Annotated in this window: 3 protein-coding genes; all 3 read right to left on the bottom strand. The window is 41.8% G+C overall.

Going from position 1 to position 22,105, the window contains the following annotated elements; translation table 11 throughout:
- Positions 1-10: 10 nt before the first annotated feature.
- Positions 11-733, bottom strand: coding sequence for an ABC transporter ATP-binding protein (locus EEL30_11165; protein QDX92816.1), 723 nt, complete (start codon positions 731-733; stop codon positions 11-13).
- Between the two features lie 62 nt (positions 734-795).
- A complete protein-coding gene (locus tag EEL30_11160) occupies positions 796-8,271 on the bottom strand; it encodes an amino acid adenylation domain-containing protein (protein ID QDX92815.1) in 7,476 nt (2,491 codons plus the stop codon).
- A 27-nt stretch (positions 8,272-8,298) separates the two neighbouring features.
- On the bottom strand, positions 8,299-22,029 hold the full coding sequence (locus tag EEL30_11155; protein ID QDX95741.1) for an amino acid adenylation domain-containing protein: 13,731 nt from the start codon (positions 22,027-22,029) through the stop codon (positions 8,299-8,301).
- Positions 22,030-22,105: the final 76 nt, after the last annotated feature.

Raw genomic sequence — 22,105 nt, 5'->3', positions numbered from 1 at the left:
TCACCTCCTGTTACTCAATAGCGGATAAAAAGATGTCTTCCAATCGGCCTTCTTCATTCCCTGCTATTTGACGCAATTCTTCCATGCTTCCCGTTACTTTGACTTTTCCTTTATGAAGAATGGATATAGTGTCAGCTAGCTCTTCAACAATATCCAAAATATGGGTGGTTATAAATACAGTCCCCCCCTCTTCTTTCGCAAAGTGTCGAATATAATTTTTCACTTCGCGGGTCGCCTTTGGATCTAATCCATTGGTTACCTCGTCTAATAACAATATCTTTGGGCGATGAATCAATGCGCAAGCAATCGAGACCTTTCGTTTCATTCCCAATGAATATTCTTTGATAAGTTGGTCTGCCTTGTCAGCTAACTCGAAATGTTCTAACAATGTGTCTACACGTTTATTTATATCTTCCTCACTGTCGTAAAGAGCCCCCACAAAACGGACCATCTCTCTGGCTGTCAATCCCTCATGAAGAAGTGGAACATCTGGAGCATATCCCGCTATTCTTCTTGCCTCACGATCCTGCCAGATATTGCGCCCTTTAAATAGAACCTCGCCTTCAGACGGGTTCAATTGGCCTGTCATCATTTTAATTGTGGTTGTCTTCCCAGCTCCATTGCTACCTAGAAACGCATAAATATGTCCTTCGGGTACTTCTATATTTAGATGATCAACAGCATAGACATCATTATACTTTTTGGTAAGGTTTTTAAGCTCAATGACTGCCATGGTTTCCCTCTCCTTCCTTTAGCTATTCATATTTAGGGTGGGAACCAGTCGTTAGCATAGCGCTAACGATTAGTTCCTATCTTTTCATCAACAGTATGATTAGCAGTAACAAACCCAACTTTGATCATATGCATAGCCAGCTTGCGCATATACTCACCATCAGGAACAGGATAGGTAAATGAAGAATCCTCTAATAGCTGCAATGTCCTACTAAAATCGACTGTAACATTAAATTGTTCGGCTCGCTTAGCATCCTTCAGCATTATGGTCATAAGTCCAGCCAAAAACTGCTTTTCATTACCCTGAGACATCATTACACCTAGTTCACGTGTAACATCCTCACGACTCTGTATTCGTCTTGAAAAACCAAGCTCTTCAAATACACGATACATATCATCGTATGTTACGAAATGTGGATTTTGTAAATGGAACACTCTTTCCTGAATTCCTTTACTGGTGATCACGTGTATAATGGCTTCTGCACATATATCAATAGGGGTTAAATCAACCATACCCTGCATAATCTCCTGATCAAAACCTCCAAGCTCAAGAAAAGCTTTTGATAGGAGATAAAACATATTTTCGTTAATGTTTTCTTGGAACCATCCGTCTTGAAAACGTCCTGTTAAGTTGCCAACCCGATAGATACGTGCATCTAGGCCGTTTTCCAATCCATTGACAATCACGGCTTCTGCTTCAAATTTACTTCTCAGATATACATTTGACTCATAGTTTTGACCAACATAAAAATCTCTTTCGGTAAATTCCACAAGCTCCGTTGCACCTTCAACGCTGGTTCCCGAAACGCTTAGGGTAGAAACATAATGCAGTGGTAATTTATTATTCAAGCAAAAGGTAACTACATGCTGAGTTCCATGTACATTCGCTCTTTCAAACTCTTCATAGTATCCGTAGTGCTTCACCAATGCAGCTGTGTGGATTACAGTGTCAACAATAGTTCCTAACGACTCGTAATATTTTGCCTCTAACCCAAATTTGGCTTGCGTAATATCACCGTGAATAATCTGGATGCGGTTAAACCATTCATCAATTTGTGAGCTACTGTATTGGGAAGTAAAGTAAAAATCTATTTTTTTGCGTAGACGCTGCATAGCAGTCTCATCATCTTTTGCACGAATCACGCAATGAATTGTTGCTTCTGTTTTTTGTAGTAGTTCATGTAGCAAATGAATACCCAAGAAGCCTGTAGAACCTAGCAATAAAACATGCTCCATCTCTTTTTGTCTATCGTGGACTGGCACTACCGGGATCGGTTTCTTCTCACCCTGTTTAAAGATCGAGCCATTACTAGACAGTTCTTGATTGTCCTGCATATCAGATACTTTGCTTGCTACTTCTTCGAAATTTTTACAATTATAGAAGTCTTTCATTTCAAGCTTCCAATTCAATGTATGAACCTTAGCTAGAATTCGTAAAATAGTCAGTGAGTGTCCACCTAGTTCAAAAAGATTATCGGTAATACTTATTTCACTGGCTTCTAATCCCAACACTTCAGCAACTATACTAACTAACTGCCTTTCAGATTCATTCTTTGGAGCAACAATTTCTCTAGTCAGGTGCAGATTGCCTTCTGGTTCTGGCAATGCTCGTTTGTCGACTTTACTATTTGAAGTAAGTGGCAATTTGTCTAAGCCAATAAAATAAGAAGGTACCATGTGTTCTGGCAAAGCATCTCTTACATGTTTACGTAATTCCCCCACATTCCATTGGTCATGTGCAACAATATAAGCGCACAGGTAAGAGCTTCCCTGCTCATTTTGCTTAGCTATAAGGACCGTTTCACTGATAGCAGGATGCTCCAATATTCTTGTTTCAATTTCACTAAGCTCAATTCGATGTCCTCGGATCTTCACTTGTTCATCCTTGCGCCCTACATATTCAAGGACTCCATCTGGTAACCAACGAGCCAAATCCCCTGTGCGGTACATTCTTTCTCCTGGTACAAATGGGTTTTCAACAAAGCGTTCCATCGTTAGCTCTGGGAGATTAAGATAACCGCGTGCCAATCCTTCACCGCTGACACATAGCTCTCCAATGACTCCAATTGGTTGCAACTTGTCTTCAGAACTTAAAATATGGACCGTTGTATTATGTAGCGGTCGGCCAATTGGTATAATCCCCCACTCCTTAATGCGTTCATCCACTGTGTAGGTTGTAGCAAAGACCGTCGTTTCTGTCGGACCATATCCATTCACTAATCGTCCATTTCCTAGGAAATCCAACGCTTTTTCCACATGCTTAAACGAGGCTTTCTCTCCTCCAAATGCTATTTTGCGCATGTTTTTGAGACTACTTAAATCCAGTTCCACTAAAGCATTAAACAATGAGGTAGTCATAAAAGATACGGTAATATGCTTTTCACGTATCAATGTAACCAGGTCTACTGGATTCAAGATCACTTCTTTTGGTACTAGTACCAGCGTAGCCCCATGTAATAACGAACTAAATATATCAAAGGTAGAGCCGTCAAATGCGTAGTTAGATAACTGCAAAAAGCGATCCTCAGCGTTTATCTCGATATATCCGTTATTGCATACGGTTTTGACAATGTTTCGATGAGTAGTCAGGTTCCCCTTAGGTTTACCTGTAGAGCCAGATGTGTACATGACATAGGCCAAGTCTTGCGGCTGATTAATTAATTCTATGTTAGGTACGGGTTCATCTCGCCATATATCATCCTCTACTATCAAAACCTCTCCCTGATAGCCCGCTGGAACCATGTCTTTTTGTTGTACCAACAAGAGGTGGGTTTGACTGTCTTCGAGCATGTATTGAATTCTTTCCTCAGGATAAGTCGGATCGATTGGCAGATAACTGCCACCTGCTTTTATAGTTCCAAAAATACCCACAATCATCGCCAAAGATCGATCCGTAATTAGCCCAATTACCTGATTTGGTTGAACGCCTTCTCTTCTTAATACGTGAGCTAACTGGTTAAATTTCACATTTAATTGTGTGTAGGTAAACTGTTCCTCTCCACATATAAGAGCGATTTGATCAGGATTTTTAACCACTTGTTCTTCAAACAGTTCTTGAATTGTTTTTTCTCTAGGATAGTCGACATTTGTCAGATTAAATTCTTCAAGTAAGATATTCTTTTCAGCATCTGTCACTAATTCTAGATGACCAATGTTCTCTTCTGGATGCGCAACAATTTGTGCTAGTAATTGTTCAAAATGACTTGCCATGCGTTGAATGGTTTCTTGTTTAAAGCATTTTGTGCTGTACTCAATGGTTATATAAAGGGATTCTCCTTCTGATATTAACCAACTTAGGGAGAATTTTGCATTCCTTTGCCCAGTTTCATAAGGGTAAATTTCTAAATCACTCATTTGGAACTCAGACATTTCTATATTTTGCAAAGAGAACAAGGTATCAAATAGCGGATGGCGACTCATGTCTCGTTCTAAATTGAGTTTTTCAATCAGCTCTTCAAATGGATATTCTGCGTTTGCATATGCTTGAAAAACAGTCTCTTTTACCTCATTTAAATAGGAAATGAATGATTGGTCTGCTTTTGGTTGACCGCGTAAAGCTAATGTATTTACAAACATTCCTATAATGTTTTCCAAATCGGCATGAGAGCGTCCAGCAATTGGAGAACCCACAATGATATCTTCCTGTCCAGTATATCTAGCTAAGAAAACCTGATAGGCAGCAAGAAGAGTCATATATAACGTGGTACCTTGACTCGAGCATATTTGTTTCACCTTTGCTAGAAGATCAGCATTAATTTCAATCGTCCATTCATCTCCATCAAACTGCTGAATAGCCGGACGTGGATAATCTGTTGGTAATTCTAAGGTAGGAAGCTCGTCAGAAAAACGATGTAACCAGTAATTTTCCTGCTCCTTTAATCTAGATCGCTGCTCGTCTGATTGTTGCCATAACGCGTAGTCTTTGTATTGGATAGCGAGCGCTGGCAATGCTTCTCCCTGATATAGTGTCATGAATTCCTGTAAGAACAGGTTCATAGATACCCCATCTGAAATAATATGATGCATATCCAGACTCAGCAGATAATGATGTGGATTCAAGCAAAATAAACGAGCTCTGAAAAGCGGTGCCTCGCTTAAATTGAACGGTCTGATAAATTCCTCTAGCTTTGACTGAAGCTCTGACTCCCGAGCTTCTATTACTTCTAATTCCCATGAAATATCTTTATTTATTTTTTGAACTAGATTTTCATCAATCATATGAAACGATGTACGGAGACTTTCATGTCGTAGAACAAGAATCTGCAACGTTTCTCTTAGCTTGTCCAGATGTAGTTTTCCTTTTAGTTCAAACGAAAAAGGCATGTTATAGCTTGTCGTTTCACTATCTCTCATTTGTTGCACAACATACATTCTTCTTTGTGCAAAAGAAACAGGATAGTAGGGCTGTTCTTCCGCTGGTTGAATCGCTGTGTAAGCTGAACCATTCATCTGATCTATGTATGCAGCTAGATCTTTAACCGTTGGACGAGCAAACATCTCATTTAACTGCACATCCACACCTAGCTCTTTGTGCATACGAGACACAAGCATCATCGCCTTCAACGAATGTCCACCTAATTCAAAGAAATGATCCTTAGTACCAACACGCTCAAGTCCTAAAATTTCTTGGAAGAGTTGAACTAGCTTTTCTTCCGTCTCTGTCGAAGGTGGCTCATACTCGTTCATTCTTTGTCGATCAGGTACCGGTAGCGCTCGCTTATCTACTTTTCCATTTGCAGTAAGCGGCATTTTTTCCACTTCCATCATGTAAGCTGGAACCATGTATTCGGGCAGTGTTTCTATCAAATGCTCGCGTAATGAAGATACACTCCAAGTACCCGTTGCTACCACATAAGCACATAGATACGTATACCCTTGCTCATCATTTCGAGCCACGACGAGTGCCTCACTAATAGAAGGATGGTCAAGTAGCTTTGCCTCGATCTCACCTAACTCAATTCTGTATCCTCGGATCTTGACTTGTTCGTCTATCCTCCCCAGATATTCGATGCTACCATCAGATTTCCAACGAACTAAGTCGCCTGTGCGATACATTCTTTCTCCAGGTACAAACGGATTATCGACAAATCGTTCTACTGTAAGTTCAGGCTGGTTGAGATATCCTCGTGCAAGCCCTGTACCACTGACACATAACTCACCAGGTACTCCTATCGGCTGAAGGTGTCCCTTCTGATCCAAAATATAGACACTGTGATTTGCAATCGGCTTTCCAATAGGGAAGACATCTTGCTCCATATGGAGTTGTCCACTCGTTGTTACTACTGCATTTTCGGTTGGCCCATAGTTGTTTATGATCTGATAAGCTGTCTTTTTTATTTTTTGAGCTCGGTCACCGCCAATGAGTAACACACGCAATGTACTACTTGTAAGCTCCATAAATTGTTCAGCTAATTGAGTAGGTAAGAAGCTAATCGTAATTGCATTTTTTTCGAAGTATTCATGTAGAGCATAAATATCGCCACGTCTCGATTCATCTAACACATGTAGAGTAGCTCCCTGTATGAGGGTAGGAAATATTTCCCATACCGATGCATCAAATCCAAAACCCGCCAATTTCGTGCATTGATCATTCTGCGTTACACTAAATGCATCGTTATGCCACATGACTAAATTAACCAAAGAATGATGTTCAACCATAACTCCTTTAGGTAGTCCTGTTGAACCTGAGGTATAGATAATGTAGGCTAAATCATTAGCGCCCGTAACAAGCGGTAAATCGCTCGTACTTTCCTTTGCCCAACTCTCTTCTGCTAGCCATAAAGTACTTCCCTTATATTCCTGTGGCATATTCAAATGCGGCTGGATAAGTAATTGCTCTGCTTTGCTATCCTGTAACATATGGGCGATTCTTTTTTCTGGATAGGATGGATCAATAGGAAGATAGGCCGCACCCGCCTTTAAAATCCCCATTACTCCCGCCACCATCTCAAGTGAGTGCTCTGCCATGATCGCAACGATATCATTCGGCTTTACTTCCCGTTTTCTTAGCATCCATGCCAATTGATTGGCCTTCTCATTCAACTGACGATAGGTTAATGACTGCCCTTTAAAAACGATAGCAGTCTGCTCTGGATTACGTAATACCTGCTCCTCAAATAACTGATGGATGGTTTTATCCATTGGAAACTCTGACTTGGCTGGATTGGAATAGCTTACGAGCTGATCCTTTTCTTCCTTAAAAACAATGGCTATCTCATCCACCTGGATATCTAGGTTATGGATGATAGACTGAGCAATCTGTTGTAGGTGATTAAAAATATTATCAATAAAGCTTTTATTATAAAGATTTTGATTATAGGAGATTTTTACTAGTAATTCTGTATCCATCTGTACCTGAACATTAAAATCAAAGTTGGTTTTCTCATGATCATCAATGACATTCACAACTTTCAATTCTTGTGAATCGGACTCGCGAGAATCAACGAAGCTATCCGAGGCAACAGGAAAATTTTCGAACGCCACAATATGATGGATAAGTGCATGATTTGATCCTGTAACAGCTTGTATATCAGCCAGTGTTTGATAGTTATACTTTTCAGAGTTTACAGATGCCTCCTGAACCTGCATCAGCAATTCTTTGAAGGTTTGCTTGTCCAGCGTCCGAATTCGAACAGGAATGGTATTGATAAAGATTCCCACTATTTTCTCCACATCTGGAATCTCTGGTGATCTTCCTGAAATGACAGATCCAAATATGGCTTCCTGGGAGTTATTATACTTTTGTAGCAAGATACCCCACATTGTTTGAAACAAGGTACTTATCGTCACTTGGGAAGTTTTTGCTACTTGAACCAATTCCTCCGACAGCTTTTTATCGAAGGGAAAAGTTACCTTATCAATGATGCATACTTCCTTTTCTCCCTTAGAATTTTCCTTAGGGATTACAGATGCACCCTCGAAATCTTGAAGATAATTACTCCAATAAGTTTTTGCTTCCTCTTCATCCTGCTCTTCTAACCAGCGAATATATCTGCTGTACGGAATCGCTTTTTCAGTTGGGATAGGTTCATTTGCTACAAAGCATTGATAGAAATAAAACAGATCCTGATACAGAATGCCCGTGCACCATCCATCAATGATAATATGGTGGCTACTGATCACTAGTTCATATTGTTTAGGAGCTACTTTTAGTAAAGACAACCGCATGAGGATGTCCCGGGAGAGGTCAAAGCCCTCGTCCCGGTCCCTCTGTTTAGCTACACGAAGAGACTTTGTTTTATCTAACTCGCTCTTCTTAGAGAAATCCTCATAATAAATACTTGCTGTACGTTCTTTTAGCACAACCTGCATCGGTTCTTTTAATTTCTGATACAAGAAGATCGTACGTAGGACATCATACTTGCGAATCAGCTCGTTAAAACTTTTCTCAAGGGATTCGACACATATTTCACCTTCAATTTGAAAAGTTGTTTGATCAAAATAAGCAAGGTTTTCTTTATCTTTTAATGTATGGAACAACATGCCTCGTTGCATGGGCGATAAGCTATAAATGTCTTTGACGTCTGAGGTATTAATCAAGTTAATCTTCTCCTCCTCAGGATACCTTTATAGATTTTTAAGTGTTGCAAACACGTCGTCTAAATCCTCTAATGAAAGTTTCTTTGTACTAAAATCACTTGGTGTTCGCTCTGTCTGCTCACGTTGAACACAATGATCGATCACTGCTTTTAAATTGCTCTTATAACGATCTGCCAGACGCTCCATTGTCTCTTGTTCATAACGTTGCGGATTATAATCAAAAGTAACATGTAACGTATTATTCATTACAAGGCAAGTCATATTAAGCGAACTCGGATTTGCGTTCATTGGGCTTATCTGGTCTCCTGTATTGATAAGGACTCCATTATCCGTCTCAGACTGACTAGCGGAATCTTCTCCCATCTGACCTAGGTAGTTGAAGGTTATGTGATGAGAACTTAATTGGCTCTGGCTTACATCAGAATGAGACATGTGTTGTAAGATCCCAAAACCAATACCATTATTCGGTACATTGCGCAGCGTTTCTTTTACATGTTTAATCACGCTGGAAAGTTGATGGTTCTCTACTTCAAACAGAACTGGATAAATTGTAGTAAACCAGCCAATTGTACGGCTCAAATCAATGCCTTCGACGATCGTCTCACGGCCATGACCTTCCAAATTCACTATGATATCGCTTTGCTTCGTCCACTCATTTATGCTAAGAACCAACGCTGCCAGCAATAAATCATCCGCTTTTGTCTTATAAGCATGGTGGGCATTCGCAAGTAGGTCTTGGGTTTCATTTATATCAAAGGTAAGCTGTACTTCTTTTGTATCTCCAAAAAGGAATGTATCGCTTGATTCCTTATCCGCAGGCAGCTCTCTTACCGATTTATTCAACAAACCTTTCCAGTAGCTTGCCTCGTCTTGTAGCTTTTTGCTGCGAGCATACCCCTCCAGTTGTACGGCCCACGTCTTAAAGGAAGTGGTTTTCGCCGGCAGCTCACCCTTTTGCTCATAAAGCGTCTGGAAATCCTCCAGCAGGATGCGCCATGAGACACCATCAATTAAGAGATGATGTACGACAATCAGAAGATAATCGCCATATGCCGTATGGTATAAGCCAAGCTTTACAAAAGGCCCTGTTGTCAAATCAAAGCTTGCTTGGAGTTGATTCGCTTCTTGTTCGATGCGGCTTTGCCAGTCTCTTTCCTTGGTTACATCCACCTCATGCAGGGTAAAAAACTCTCCCTCGATACCCTGATTTTCTTGAATGATCTTCTCTCTAAACTGGTACTTCATTCTTAAGGCATCGTGGTGTTTAACAATGGTTGTAAATGCTTGTTCTATTCGTTGACGATCCCAGCCTTGTTCATTCGGCAGAAGCATAGATTGATTAAAGTGGTGTGGATGCACAAAAGGTTGTTCAAAGAACCAGGATTGAATCGGTGTAAGCGGCACTTCGCCTTCAATTGAATCTTGTTCAATCAAAGCACCTCTTTGTTCAAGGTAAGGAGCCAGCATGGAAATCGTTGGATTTTTAAAAATATGTCTACTATCCAATTTCCGATTATATTTGCTAAGTCTAGCTACGATTTGCAATGCCTTAATGGAGTCTCCGCCTCGTTCAAAGAAGTTGTCCTCTACCCCAATCGGTTTGAACTGCAGGACTTCTTCCCATACCTGAACCAGTATTTCCTCGTCCTGAGAAGAAGGGGCAACGATTTCATGGCCTGTTTGTGCTGAAATGAATTCGGAAGGGTCAGGTAATGCTTGTTTATTTACCTTTCCGTTTCCTGTCAATGGAATATGATCTACTTTAATAAAGTAAGCAGGAATCATAAACTCAGGCAGAGCTTTAGCCAAATGATGGCGCAAATCGTTGACTTTCACTTCTTTATCCTCGATGAAATAGGCGCATAGTGTCGTTGCTCCATGTGTATCGACTATTGGTACAACAACAGCTTCTGTAATCGAAGGATGCGTAAGTAATTGGCTGGTAACCTCCCCAAGCTCGACCCGATTTCCGCGTACTTTAACCTGATCATCCATACGACCGACATATTCGATATTGCCATCAGGCAACCAGCGAGCTACGTCTCCTGTTTTATACATACGCTCACCAGGTGCAAAGGGGTTGTTTACAAATTTTTCTTGTGTCAGCTCTGGACGATTCAAGTACCCACGGCTTAATCCAGCCCCTGCTATGCAAAGCTCACCTGGAACCCCGATTGGTTGTATCTGTTGATTTTCATTGATGATATAGGCCTTTTGATTAGGGAACGGCTTACCAATCGTGATACGCTTGTCCTCTGCTGTAACCACACCAAAGGCACTGCAAACAGTTGATTCTGTAGGGCCGTATCCGTTTATAAAGGTGCGGTTTTGCCCCCAAGTTTGCACAATGTCAAATGTGCAAGCTTCTCCGACACTAACTATGCACTCTAAAGCTGGCAGTTCCCTATAAGGAACGGATCTTAATAAAGATGGCGGCAATGCTACTGTTGTTATTTGATTCTCAAGTAAGTAGGGAACTAAATTGGTTAATAGCTCCTCTTTCTCTTCTATATATAAAGTTGATCCAGTTAAAAGAGCTGGAAAGATCTCTGCTACCGAGGCATCAAAGCTGCTAGAGGCAAATTGAAGGACTCTGCTTCCTGCTCCCATTTTATAGGGGTGAGAAATATGAATCAGATTATGTAATGAACGATGCTCGATCATTACTCCCTTGGACTTTCCAGTAGAGCCTGATGTGTAAATAATATAGGCCAAATCTGCAGGCTGATTCATACTAGATAAATCCGTAGCATCCTCATGATAAATATCAGCTTGATCAACGAAGAGAACTTCCCCCGAATATCCTGTAGGTATTTGGATTTCTTTTTGAGTTAACAGCATTGCAGTCTGGCTATCCTCTAGCATGTGTTCAATACGATCAAGCGGGTACGTTGGATCAATTGGCAGGTATGCTCCTCCTGCCTTTAATACGGCTAGGATACTAATGATCAGCTCATGTGAACGATTAATCATGACCGCAATTATTTGATCACGCCCGACCCCATGCTCTCTTAATGTACGAGCCATCTGATTTGATCTTTGGTTAAGCTCACGATAGGTTAACTCCTGACCTTTATATACAAGTGCCACTGCATCAGGTGTCTTCATAGCCTGTTCTTCAAATCTGTTTTGGATTGCCTGATCGTAGGTTATTTTGGTTGGTTGATGATTGAATTCCTCTAAGATTTGGACCTTCTCATCTTCTGTTGCCAACTGAATATCAGCTAAACGAATTTGAGGATTTTCCATAATCTGCTCGATGATATGTTCAAAGTGTCCGATCATTCGCTGAATCGTGTTGCGCTCAAATAGATTTGTACTATACTCCACGCCAATTTCTAGACCGTCTGCTTCAAATACCATCCAGCTCATATCAAACTTGGAGTTAGTCCAGTTGATATCCAATGCTTCTATACCCCAATCGGGTAGCTCCGCGTGAGATGTCTCCAGATTTTGTACACCAAACATTGTGTCAAATAGCGGATGTCTGCTTGTATCCCTTTGAACCTTTACTTTTTCAATTACATCTTCAAATGGATACTCCTGATGACCATAGACCTCTAGCATTTTATTTTTCACATTTGCTAAAAACTCTTCGAAGGTTTGCTCAGACTCCAACTGATTTCGGACTGCCAGCGTATTTACAAACATACCGACAGTGGACATGACATCTGGATGCGGTCGGTCTGAAACAGGCGTACCAACAATAATGTCGCGCTGATTCGTGTATTTGTGCAGAAGAACGTTGTATGTCGCAAGCAGTACCATATATAGCGTTACTTCGCGATTTTTCATGAAGGCTTTTACGCTTGCATGGAGATCACCACGTAGGCTTTGGCTTACATAATCTCCTTCCAATCGGCGAATTGGTGGACGAGAATAATCAGTAGGTAGCTCCAACACCGGCAACTCTCCAGAAAATTGCTGCATCCAGAAATTTTCACTTTCTTTTAAACGATCCTGCTGGGACAATTGCCACACGGCGTAATCTTTATAGTGTATCTTCACTTCAGGTAACGCTTGCCCTTGATACAACTGGATAAGCTCCTGGAACAAGATCATAGTCGATACGCCGTCTCCTACAATATGGTGTACATCCATCATAAGAATGTGCTCATCTTTATTAATCGTAAGAAGACCCACTCGGAACAAAGGAGCTGTACTGATGTCAAACGGTTGGATAAACGAATCCTTTAATCTTGAAACATCATTGGCGCTGACGGTTTTCATGTCCATTTTCCATGAAACCTGTTCGTGAACCTTTTGAACTAGCTGCTCCTCGATCATATGAAAGGAGGTTCGTAATGATTCGTGCCGATCAATTAATGTTTGGAAGACCTTCTCTAATTTCTTAGCATCTACAGAGCCTTTCATTTTATAGAAAGACGGCATATTGTAGCTCGTACCCTGAGCCTTATCTTCCAATGATTGAATGACATACATCCTTTTTTGTGCAGAAGAGACAGGGTAGTATTCCTGTTTTGCTGCGGGCTGAATTCCGACGTACTCTTCTTCATCCCGACCATCGATAAATCGCGCCATTTCTTTTACTGTCGTATGCTTAAAAATCTCACGCAAAGGCAGATCAATCTTTAATTCCTTATAAATGTTGGAAGCAAGTATCATCGCCTTGATAGAGTGACCACCTAGCTCAAAGAAGTTATCCACTATCCCTACTCGCTCCATGCCCAGCACCTTTTGCCAAATCTGTACAAGAATCTCCTCAGTTGGGTTCGTTGGAGCAACATATTCGGTTTGCAGCTGTACTTCTTTTTCTGGTTTTGGCAAGGCTTTCTTGTCTATCTTGCCGTTTACTGAGACTGGAATCTTATCGACTTTTATAAAAAACGATGGAATCATATAGTCTGGTAACGTTTGACTTAATTCCTTACGTAAGGCTGAAACCTGCAAATCGTTGTCCGTCACCAAATATGCGCATAGGTATCCCTGCTTTTGTTCTCCTGAACGAGCTAGAACCACAGCTTGCTTTACAGATGGGACTTGGTTTAGCCGAGCTTCAATTTCTCCAAGCTCAATCCTAAATCCACGAATTTTTACTTGGCCATCCATACGGCCTAAAAATTCGATTGTCCCATCCGGCAACCATCTAGCTAAGTCTCCCGTCTTATACATTCTTTCGCCTGGGGCAAATGGATTATCCACAAATTTCTCTCTAGTTAATTCAGGGCGGTTCCAATATCCAGGAGCAATCCCTACTCCACCGATGCATAACTCACCCGGTACCCCAATTGGCTGTAATTGATAATTTGGATTAATAATGTAGGCTTTTTTATTCAACACAGGCTTACCAATATGCGGCTTATCCTCTGGCGTACATAAGCCAATCGTTGCATCTACTGTTGTTTCAGTCGGACCATATGCATTTAAGAAGATTCGATCAGTTCCCCATAATCTGACTAAATCTACAGGTAATGCTTCCCCACCTGTACTGATATATTCCAATGCTGGTAAATCCTCGTACGGCAATGCACTCAATGCAGAAGGCGAGATAAACGGAATGGAAGTTATCTCGTTTACTCGTAACCATTCAACAAATTCAACGCCAGCCATAAGCAGGTTGCGATCCATCAGGTAAAGAGTGGCTCCATTTGTAAGGGTATGGAAAACCTCTCCTACAGAAGCGTCAAAGCTAAAGGAGGCAAACTGCAGAACGCGACTATTCGCAAAGATTCCATAGGTTTGGGCCATTAAGCATAGGTTACATACTGCTTGATGATCAATTATTACCCCTTTTGGTTGACCTGTAGAACCTGAGGTATAGATCATATACGCCAAATCTTGAGCTGTATTGACGATCCCCACATTCGTATCAGCCGCTTGGTACCACTGCATCTGCTCAATTAATATCCGATCACCTGTGAATTCTGATGGGACCTTATGCTTTTGCTGGAACAATAATAGTGATGCATGACTGTCTTCAAGAATATACAGCTTTCGATCTAAGGGGTAATCAGGATCAATTGGAACATAAGCTCCTCCGGCTTTGAGAATTCCCATCATTCCAATAACGGTTTCTATAGAACGATCCACCATGATTGCAACAAATTGATTTCTCTGTATTCCTTTGTCGATCAAGCAACGTGCCAATCTATTTGCACGTTCATTAAGCTCGCGATACGTGATGGATTGATCCTGATAGACAACAGCTATCTGTTCTGGCGTACGCTCCACTTGTTGCTCGAATAGGCTATGAATGGTTTGGTTATCAGGGTAATTGGCCCTAGTATCATTAAATTGCGTTAAAATCTGTTCGATCTCTGGCAAAGTAACAATTTTAATTTCAGCCAAACGAATGGGTGGATGCTCAATAATTTGTTGTAAAACATAGGTGAAATGTTGAGCCATTCTGCTAATGGTTTCTTTTGTATACAGGCTTGTACTGTATTCAATAGCTACCTTGAGTGTTTCTTCCTCAAACATTGTCCAATCCATGTCAAACTTGGCATTTTTCCATTCAAAATCAAATGGCTTGAAGGTCAAGCCTGCCAAATCAATATCAGACATCTCCATGTTTTGCAAAGTAAACATCGTATCGAAGAGTGGATGGCGACTCATATCTCTTTGTAGATCGAGCTTCTCAACCAATTTCTCAAATGGATACTCTGCATTGGCATAAGCTTGTAAAACCTGTTCCTTAACTTGTGCCAGATAGGAAATAAAAGTCTGCTCTCCTGCAGGCTGTCCACGTAAAGCTAGCGTGTTGACGAACATACCGACGATGCTTTCTACATCCGCATGAGCTCGTCCAGCAATTGGTGAACCGACAACAACATCATCTTGACCGGTATACTTAGCCAGCAACACCTGATAAGCCGCCAATAGAGTCATGTATAAAGTAGAACCCTGACTCACTGATAATTTTTTCAACTGGCTAAGAATGTCAGCATCAATCTCAAAGGTCCATACATCTCCTTCGAACTGCTGGACTGCAGGACGCGGGAAATCTGTCGGCATTTCTAAGACAGGAGCTTCCCCGGCAAATTGATGTAACCAGTAGCTTTCCTGATCTTGTAAGCGAGTCACTTGAGCATCAGCTTGTTGCCACACAGCGTAGTCTTTGTACTGTATCGTAAGAGGAGGCAGATCCTTTCCTTGATAGAGCTGCGTTATATCCTGGAACAATACATTGGTAGAAACTCCGTCTGAGATGATATGGTGCATATCTAGCATGAAAAGGAATCTCCCAGGGCTAATCCGCACTATGCCTGCACGGAACAATGGAGCTTGGCTGAGATCAAACGGACGTATAAATCCTGCTGTAATGCCTGCAAGGTCTCCTTCCGTTCCATCCATTATCTCTAAATCCCAGTCCACCTCTTCATGCACCTGCTGCATCAGCTCTTCGTCAACCATATGAAATGAGGTTCGTAGCGACTCGTGTCTTTCGACCAATTTCTCAAGTGCTAGATGAAGCTTATCAATTTCTAAAGCTCCCTCCACTTCAAGGAAAAGCGGCATATTGTAGCTGGTTGTTTGGACATTTCCTAAATGCTGCACCACGTACATCCGTCTCTGCACGGAGGATACAGGATAGAACTCCTGCCTTGGAGCAGGCTCAATCTCTGAGTGGCCTGATCGATCAAGAAGGTCGATCGTTGCTGCCAATTCCTTGACAGTAGGATGTGCGAATACCTCTTTCAAAGGCACCTCGATGCCCAGTTCTTTATTCATTCGTAAAACTAGCATCATCGCTTTTAGCGAATGACCACCCAGTTCAAAGAACATGTCCTGTGTACCAACTCTCTCGACACCCAAAATCTCTTGGAATAACGCTGCTACTTTTGCTTCTGTCTCCGTTTCTGGGGCCACATATACACTGGTAATTTGTCCTTCTGGCTCTGGTAAAGCACGTTTGTTCACCTTCCCATTAGAAGTGAACGGTATCTGCTCTAGTTCTACAAAATAAGTAGGCACCATGTATTCTGGCAAAGCCTCACTTAGATGCTTACGTAGTTCAGTAACCGTCCATATCCCATTTGCAACGATGTAAGCACATAGGTACGAATGACCTTGCTCATCTTGCTTTGCCAGTAAAACCGCTGCGCTTATAGAAGGGTGCTCCAATAATCTTGTCTCTATTTCACCCAGCTCAATTCGGTAACCGCGTACTTTAACCTGCTCATCCATCCGTCCTAAATACTCAATGCTTCCATCCGGCAACCAACGTGCTAAATCACCGGTACGATACATTCTATCTCCTGACACGAAAGGATTTTCCACAAAGCGCTCTGCTGTCAGCTCTGGTCGGTTTAAATATCCACGTGCAATTGCTGCTCCGCCAACGCACAATTCCCCTGGTACTCCAACCGGCTGAAGCTGATTATTCTCATTTAAGACATAGACACTCGTATTGTTTAACGGACGTCCAATCGGTACGATTCCCGTTTCCTTGATGCTAGAATCCACGGTGTATGTGGTAGCAAAAACGGTTGTTTCTGTAGGGCCGTATCCATTTACTAAACGGCCTTCTCCGAGATAATCCAGAGCCTTTTCTACATGCTTGTATGAAGCCTTTTCCCCGCCAAATACAACCTTGCGCATGGATTTCATACTAGTCACGTCAAGCTCCACTAGCGTATGGAATAGGGACGTGGTCATAAACGAAACCGTAATATCCTGCTCGCGGACGATCTTCGCCAGCTCCATTGGATTTAGCATGACCTCTTTTGGCACCAGTACAAGAGTGGCTCCATTTAATAGCGCACTGTAGATATCGAAGGTAGAGCCATCAAAAGCATAGTTAGATAGCTGTAATAGACGGTCTGTTGGCGCGATCTCGATATAGCCATTGTTGATGATGGTGGTCAAAATGTTTTGGTGAGTCGTCAGGTTGCCCTTTGGTTTACCGGTAGAACCTGAGGTATACATGACATATGCCAAATCCTGTGTTTTATTGATCAGCTCCAAATTCGATGAATCTTCATGCATCCAGCACTCTTCCGCTAGGAGTAATACCTCCCCCTGATAGCTAGCAGGGATCATTTCTGTTTTTTGCACTAATAACAACTTAGTTCGGCTGTCCTCTAGCATGTGCTCGATCCGATCGATTGGATAGGAAGGATCAATTGGCATATAAGCTCCGCCTGCTTTTAGGATGGCGAAAATCCCTATCATCATCTCAATGGAACGATCAGTGATTAATCCAACCGCTTGATCCGGCAGCACACCTTTCTTTCTGAGTACCCGAGCTAATTGATTTACTTTTGCATGGAACTCACTGTATGTGAGCTGCTTTTCTTTAAACACAAGTGCCGGCCGATCTGAAAAACGCTGTACTTGTTGTTCGAATAGATGGCAGATGGATAAATCCTGTAAATCATCAGTAGCAGTGTCGTTAAATACCGTCAGTATTTGCTGTTTTTCTTCGTCTGTTGCGAGTTCTAAATCGCTGAGTAAGCAATCCGGATGCTTAGCCACTTGTTCTACTAAATAAGTGAAATGCTTTTCTAGCCTTTGAATGGTTTCATGTTTAAACAGGCTGGTGCTGTACTCAACCGAAATCAATAGATTATTTTGTTCGGCAATCATCCAGGTCATATCAAATTTTGCATTTTTCCAGTTTAAATCACGCGAATGAAGCTTTAGACCAGAAATATTTATCTCGGACATATCCATGTTTTGTAAAACAAACATCGTATCAAACAAGGGATGACGACTCATATCTCTTTGTAAATGTAGCTTCTCTACCAACTCTTCAAATGGATGATCAGCGTTGTCATAGGCTTGTAGTACGTTTTCTTTCACTTCTGATAAGTAGGAGATGAAAGATTGCTCTTCTTTTGGTTGACCACGTAAAGCTAGTGTATTAACAAACATCCCCACAATACTCTCTGTGTCTGCATGCGGTCTTCCTGCAATCGGAGTTCCGACAATGATATCGTTTTGACGGGTATACTTAGCCAACAGGATTTGATAAATCGCCAACAGAGTCATATACAACGTAGTTCCTTGCTTAGCTGACAATTGCTTTATGCTGTCCAATATTTTGGCATCAATTTCAAATGACCAGGAATCTCCGTCAAACTGCTGTATGGCTGGTCGTGGATAATCAGTTACCATTTCCAAAATTGGTAGGTCACCAGAGAATTGGTTTAACCAATACCTTTCCTGCTCCTGAAAACGGACAACCTGAGCCATGCCTTGTTGCCACACCGCAAAATCCTTGTATTGTATCTTGAGAGGACTCAGCTCTATACCTTGATACAACTGCGTTATATCCTGAAACAATACATTCATCGATACCCCATCTGAGATGATATGATGCATATCCAGCATCAATAAATGTCGCTTCGGATTGATTTGAATGAGTCCCGCTCGGAATAATGGCGCCTTAGCAAGATCGAAAGGACGCATAAAGGAATCGGTAAGTTGTTGAACTTCTTCCTCTACGGCATGAATCATTTCCATCTCCCATGCAACTTCTGCATGTACCTTTTGCATCAGTTCATCCTCAACCATATGGAAGGAGGTTCGTAATGACTCATGACGCTCAATTAGTTGTTTCAAAGCTAGAGATAGCTTTTCTACCTCAAGAGCACCCTCCATTTCTAAATAGAACGGCATATTGTAGCCTGTTGTTTCTACATCTCTCATTTGTTGAACCACATACATCCGTCGCTGTGCATTAGATACCGGGTAGTATTCTTGCTCCATGGCCGGTTGGATTTCGCTGTAATCCGAATGTTCAGCCTGTCTGATATAGGATGCTAATTCTTTAACGGTTTGTCTGGCGAATACTTCTTTTAACGGAACTTCTATTTCTAATTCCTTGTGTATTCTTGAAACCAGCATCATTGCTTTTAGGGAATGACCACCCAATTCAAAAAATGTATCCTGCGTTCCCACTCGTTCTACAGCTAAGATTTCTTGGAAAAACTGAACTAGCTTCTCCTCTGTCTCATTGACTGCCGCCACATACTCATTGGTAATCACTCGGTCTGGTTCAGGCAATGCACGCTTGTCTACCTTGCCATTTGAAGTTAGCGGCATTTTTTCTATCTCGATAAAATAAGATGGCACCATAGAATCCGGCAATGTTTCCTTGATATGCTTGCGAAGCTCTGCGACTGACCAGGCACCATTTGTCACCAGATAGGCACATAAGAAGGAATGCCCCTGCTCATCCTGCTTCGCCAGCAAAACGGTCTCGCTAATAGCAGGATGCTCTAGTAATCTAGCTTCAATTTCACCTAATTCGATCCGATGTCCCCGAATCTTAACTTGTTCATCTATTCTACCTACGTACTCAATGCTTCCATCCGGTAACCAACGCGCTAAATCCCCTGTGCGATACATTCTCTCTCCCTGCACAAAAGGATTTTCAACGAAACGATCAGCAGTCAGCTCTGGAAGATTGAGATACCCGCGAGCAATCCCTTCCCCGCTCACACATAGCTCGCCTAATGCACCTATCGGTTGTAATTGATTGTCTGCTCCTAAAATAAACACCTTCGTATTGTTCAACGGGCGACCTATCGGCATAATCCCCGTCTCCTTGATCGTATGGTCCACCGTATAGGTAGTGGCAAAAACAGTAGTTTCTGTTGGTCCATACCCGTTGACCAAACGTCCATCTCCCAAGTAATCCAGCGCTTTTTCTACGTGCTTGATCGAAGCCTTTTCTCCTCCAAACACCACCTTGCGCATGTGTTTGAGACTTGTCACATCCAGCTCAACCAGAGTGTTAAACAGAGATGTTGTCATAAAGGACACGGTAATATGCTGGTCTTGAATGACCGATGCCAAATCAGTCGGATTCATCAGTACATGCGTTGGTACTAAAACAAGGGAAGCTCCGTTTAACAGTGCGCTGTATATATCAAAGGTAGAGCCATCAAAAGCGTAGTTGGACAACTGGAGAAGACGATCATTGGGCGTAATCTCTATGTAGCCATTGTTAATGATGGTCTTGACGATATTTTGATGTGTCGTCAGATTCCCCTTTGGTTTACCTGTTGAACCTGAGGTGTACATGACATAGGCCAGATCTTGTGCTTGGTTGACCAAATCTAAATTGTCTGTATTCTCATCCATCCAGCTATCTTCTGTTAACAGCAGTACCTCACCCTGATAATTGGCTGGGATCATTTCAGCTTTTTGCACCAATAACAAATGGGTGCGACTATCTGCTAGCATGTATTGAATGCGTTCACTCGGATAAGATGGATCGATAGGCATATAAGCGCCACCAGCTTTAAAGATGGCTAGAATGGCTATGATCATTTCTAAGGAACGATCCGTAAGTAACCCTATCACCTGATCAGGTAAAATCCCTTGTTTGCGTAAACCACGGGCCATTTGATTCGCCTTTTCGTTCAGCTCGCCGTATGTTAGTTGAGCCTCGCCAAATACGAGTGCCACTTGATCAGGGTTCTTGTCAACCTGCTCTTGAAACAGCTCATGAATCGTTTTCTCTCTTGGATACTTTGCATCAGTACGATTAAAAATGGTTAAAAGCTTATCCTTTTCCAGATCGGATACAAACTCGGTAGCTGGGTCAAAGATATCTTGCTGCGCAATAACCAAAGAAACCAGCTTTTTCATATTCAGCTCTAAAAGATTGAGATACTCTTTTGAATAAACACTTTCGTTATACATAAACTTAAAGATTAATTCCTTGCCAGGAATGACTAGCACGGTCAGATCATAGTGCGTCTGCTCAAAAGTGTGGGCATCCTTCACGGCAAACCCGAGTACGTTTTCTTGATTAAATGTTTCTTGATCCATCGGGAAATTTTCAAACGCTAAAATATGATCAAGCAATTGATGCGTATAAGCTGCGTTCGCCTGAATATCGGCTAAAGAAAGATATCCGTATTTTTCTGCCTCCAGCGCTGTTTGCTGTACGTTTTTCAGCACTTCCCCAAACGTTTTTCCCGCTTCCTTTTTAATACGGATTGGAATCGTATTACTGAATAACCCCACCATTTGTTCAACATGGGGCACCTCGGCGGGTCGTCCGGAGACAACCACACCGTAAGTCGCGTCATTCGTATTATTGTATTTTTGCAATAACGCTCCCCAAATTGTTTGCACAACTGTATTTAAGGTTACCTGATACTTTTGAGCCGTTTGCGTTAGTTTTTGTGTAGCTTCCTCTCCCAAGGAGAAAATGAATTCCTCTTGCTTGAAGGGATGATTGCCAGACCTTAGACGCGGGATACCCGTAAGGTTTTCAAATCCCCGTAGATACTCTTTCCAAAATGCCAATGCTTGTTGGTCATCTTGTTTCTTTAACCAACGTATATATTCGCTATATTGAGGGGCCACCTCTGGAAGCAAGGCCTGTCCTGACAAGCGACGTTGGTACATTTGAAATAAATCCTGAAAAACGATACCCGTGCACCAGCCATCCATCAGGATATGATGATGACTCCACAGTAATTCATACCGATTGGCGGCTGTTTGAAACAATGTAAAACGTAGCAGGATATCCCGGGAAAGATCAAAGCCTCTTTCCCGGTCTTTTTTTCTATATTCCTCGATGAATTTCCGTTGCTCTTCTTCATTGATTTGAGTAAGGTCCTCAATCTGTAAATCTATTTTGCGTTCACTAAGCACAACCTGAACAGGGTCTACTTTTTTATAGCGGAACACACTTCGGAACATGTCGTATTTTTGTACGAGTCCCTGAATACTTTCAGCCAAATAGGTTGGGTTTACAACCCCCTCCAGCAAAAGGGTAACCTGCTCGAAATAGGCATCGCTTTGCGGGTCTTTAATAGAATGAAATAGCATACCCTTTTGTAACGGAGAAAGTGAATAGATATCTTTGATCTTGTCTTTTTTTTGCACGATATATGGCACCACCTAT

The organism is Brevibacillus laterosporus, assembly GCA_007833815.1.
Taxonomy (GTDB): Bacteria; Bacillota; Bacilli; order Brevibacillales; family Brevibacillaceae; genus Brevibacillus_B; species Brevibacillus_B laterosporus_D.
This window is presented reverse-complemented; position numbering and strand designations above follow the sequence as displayed.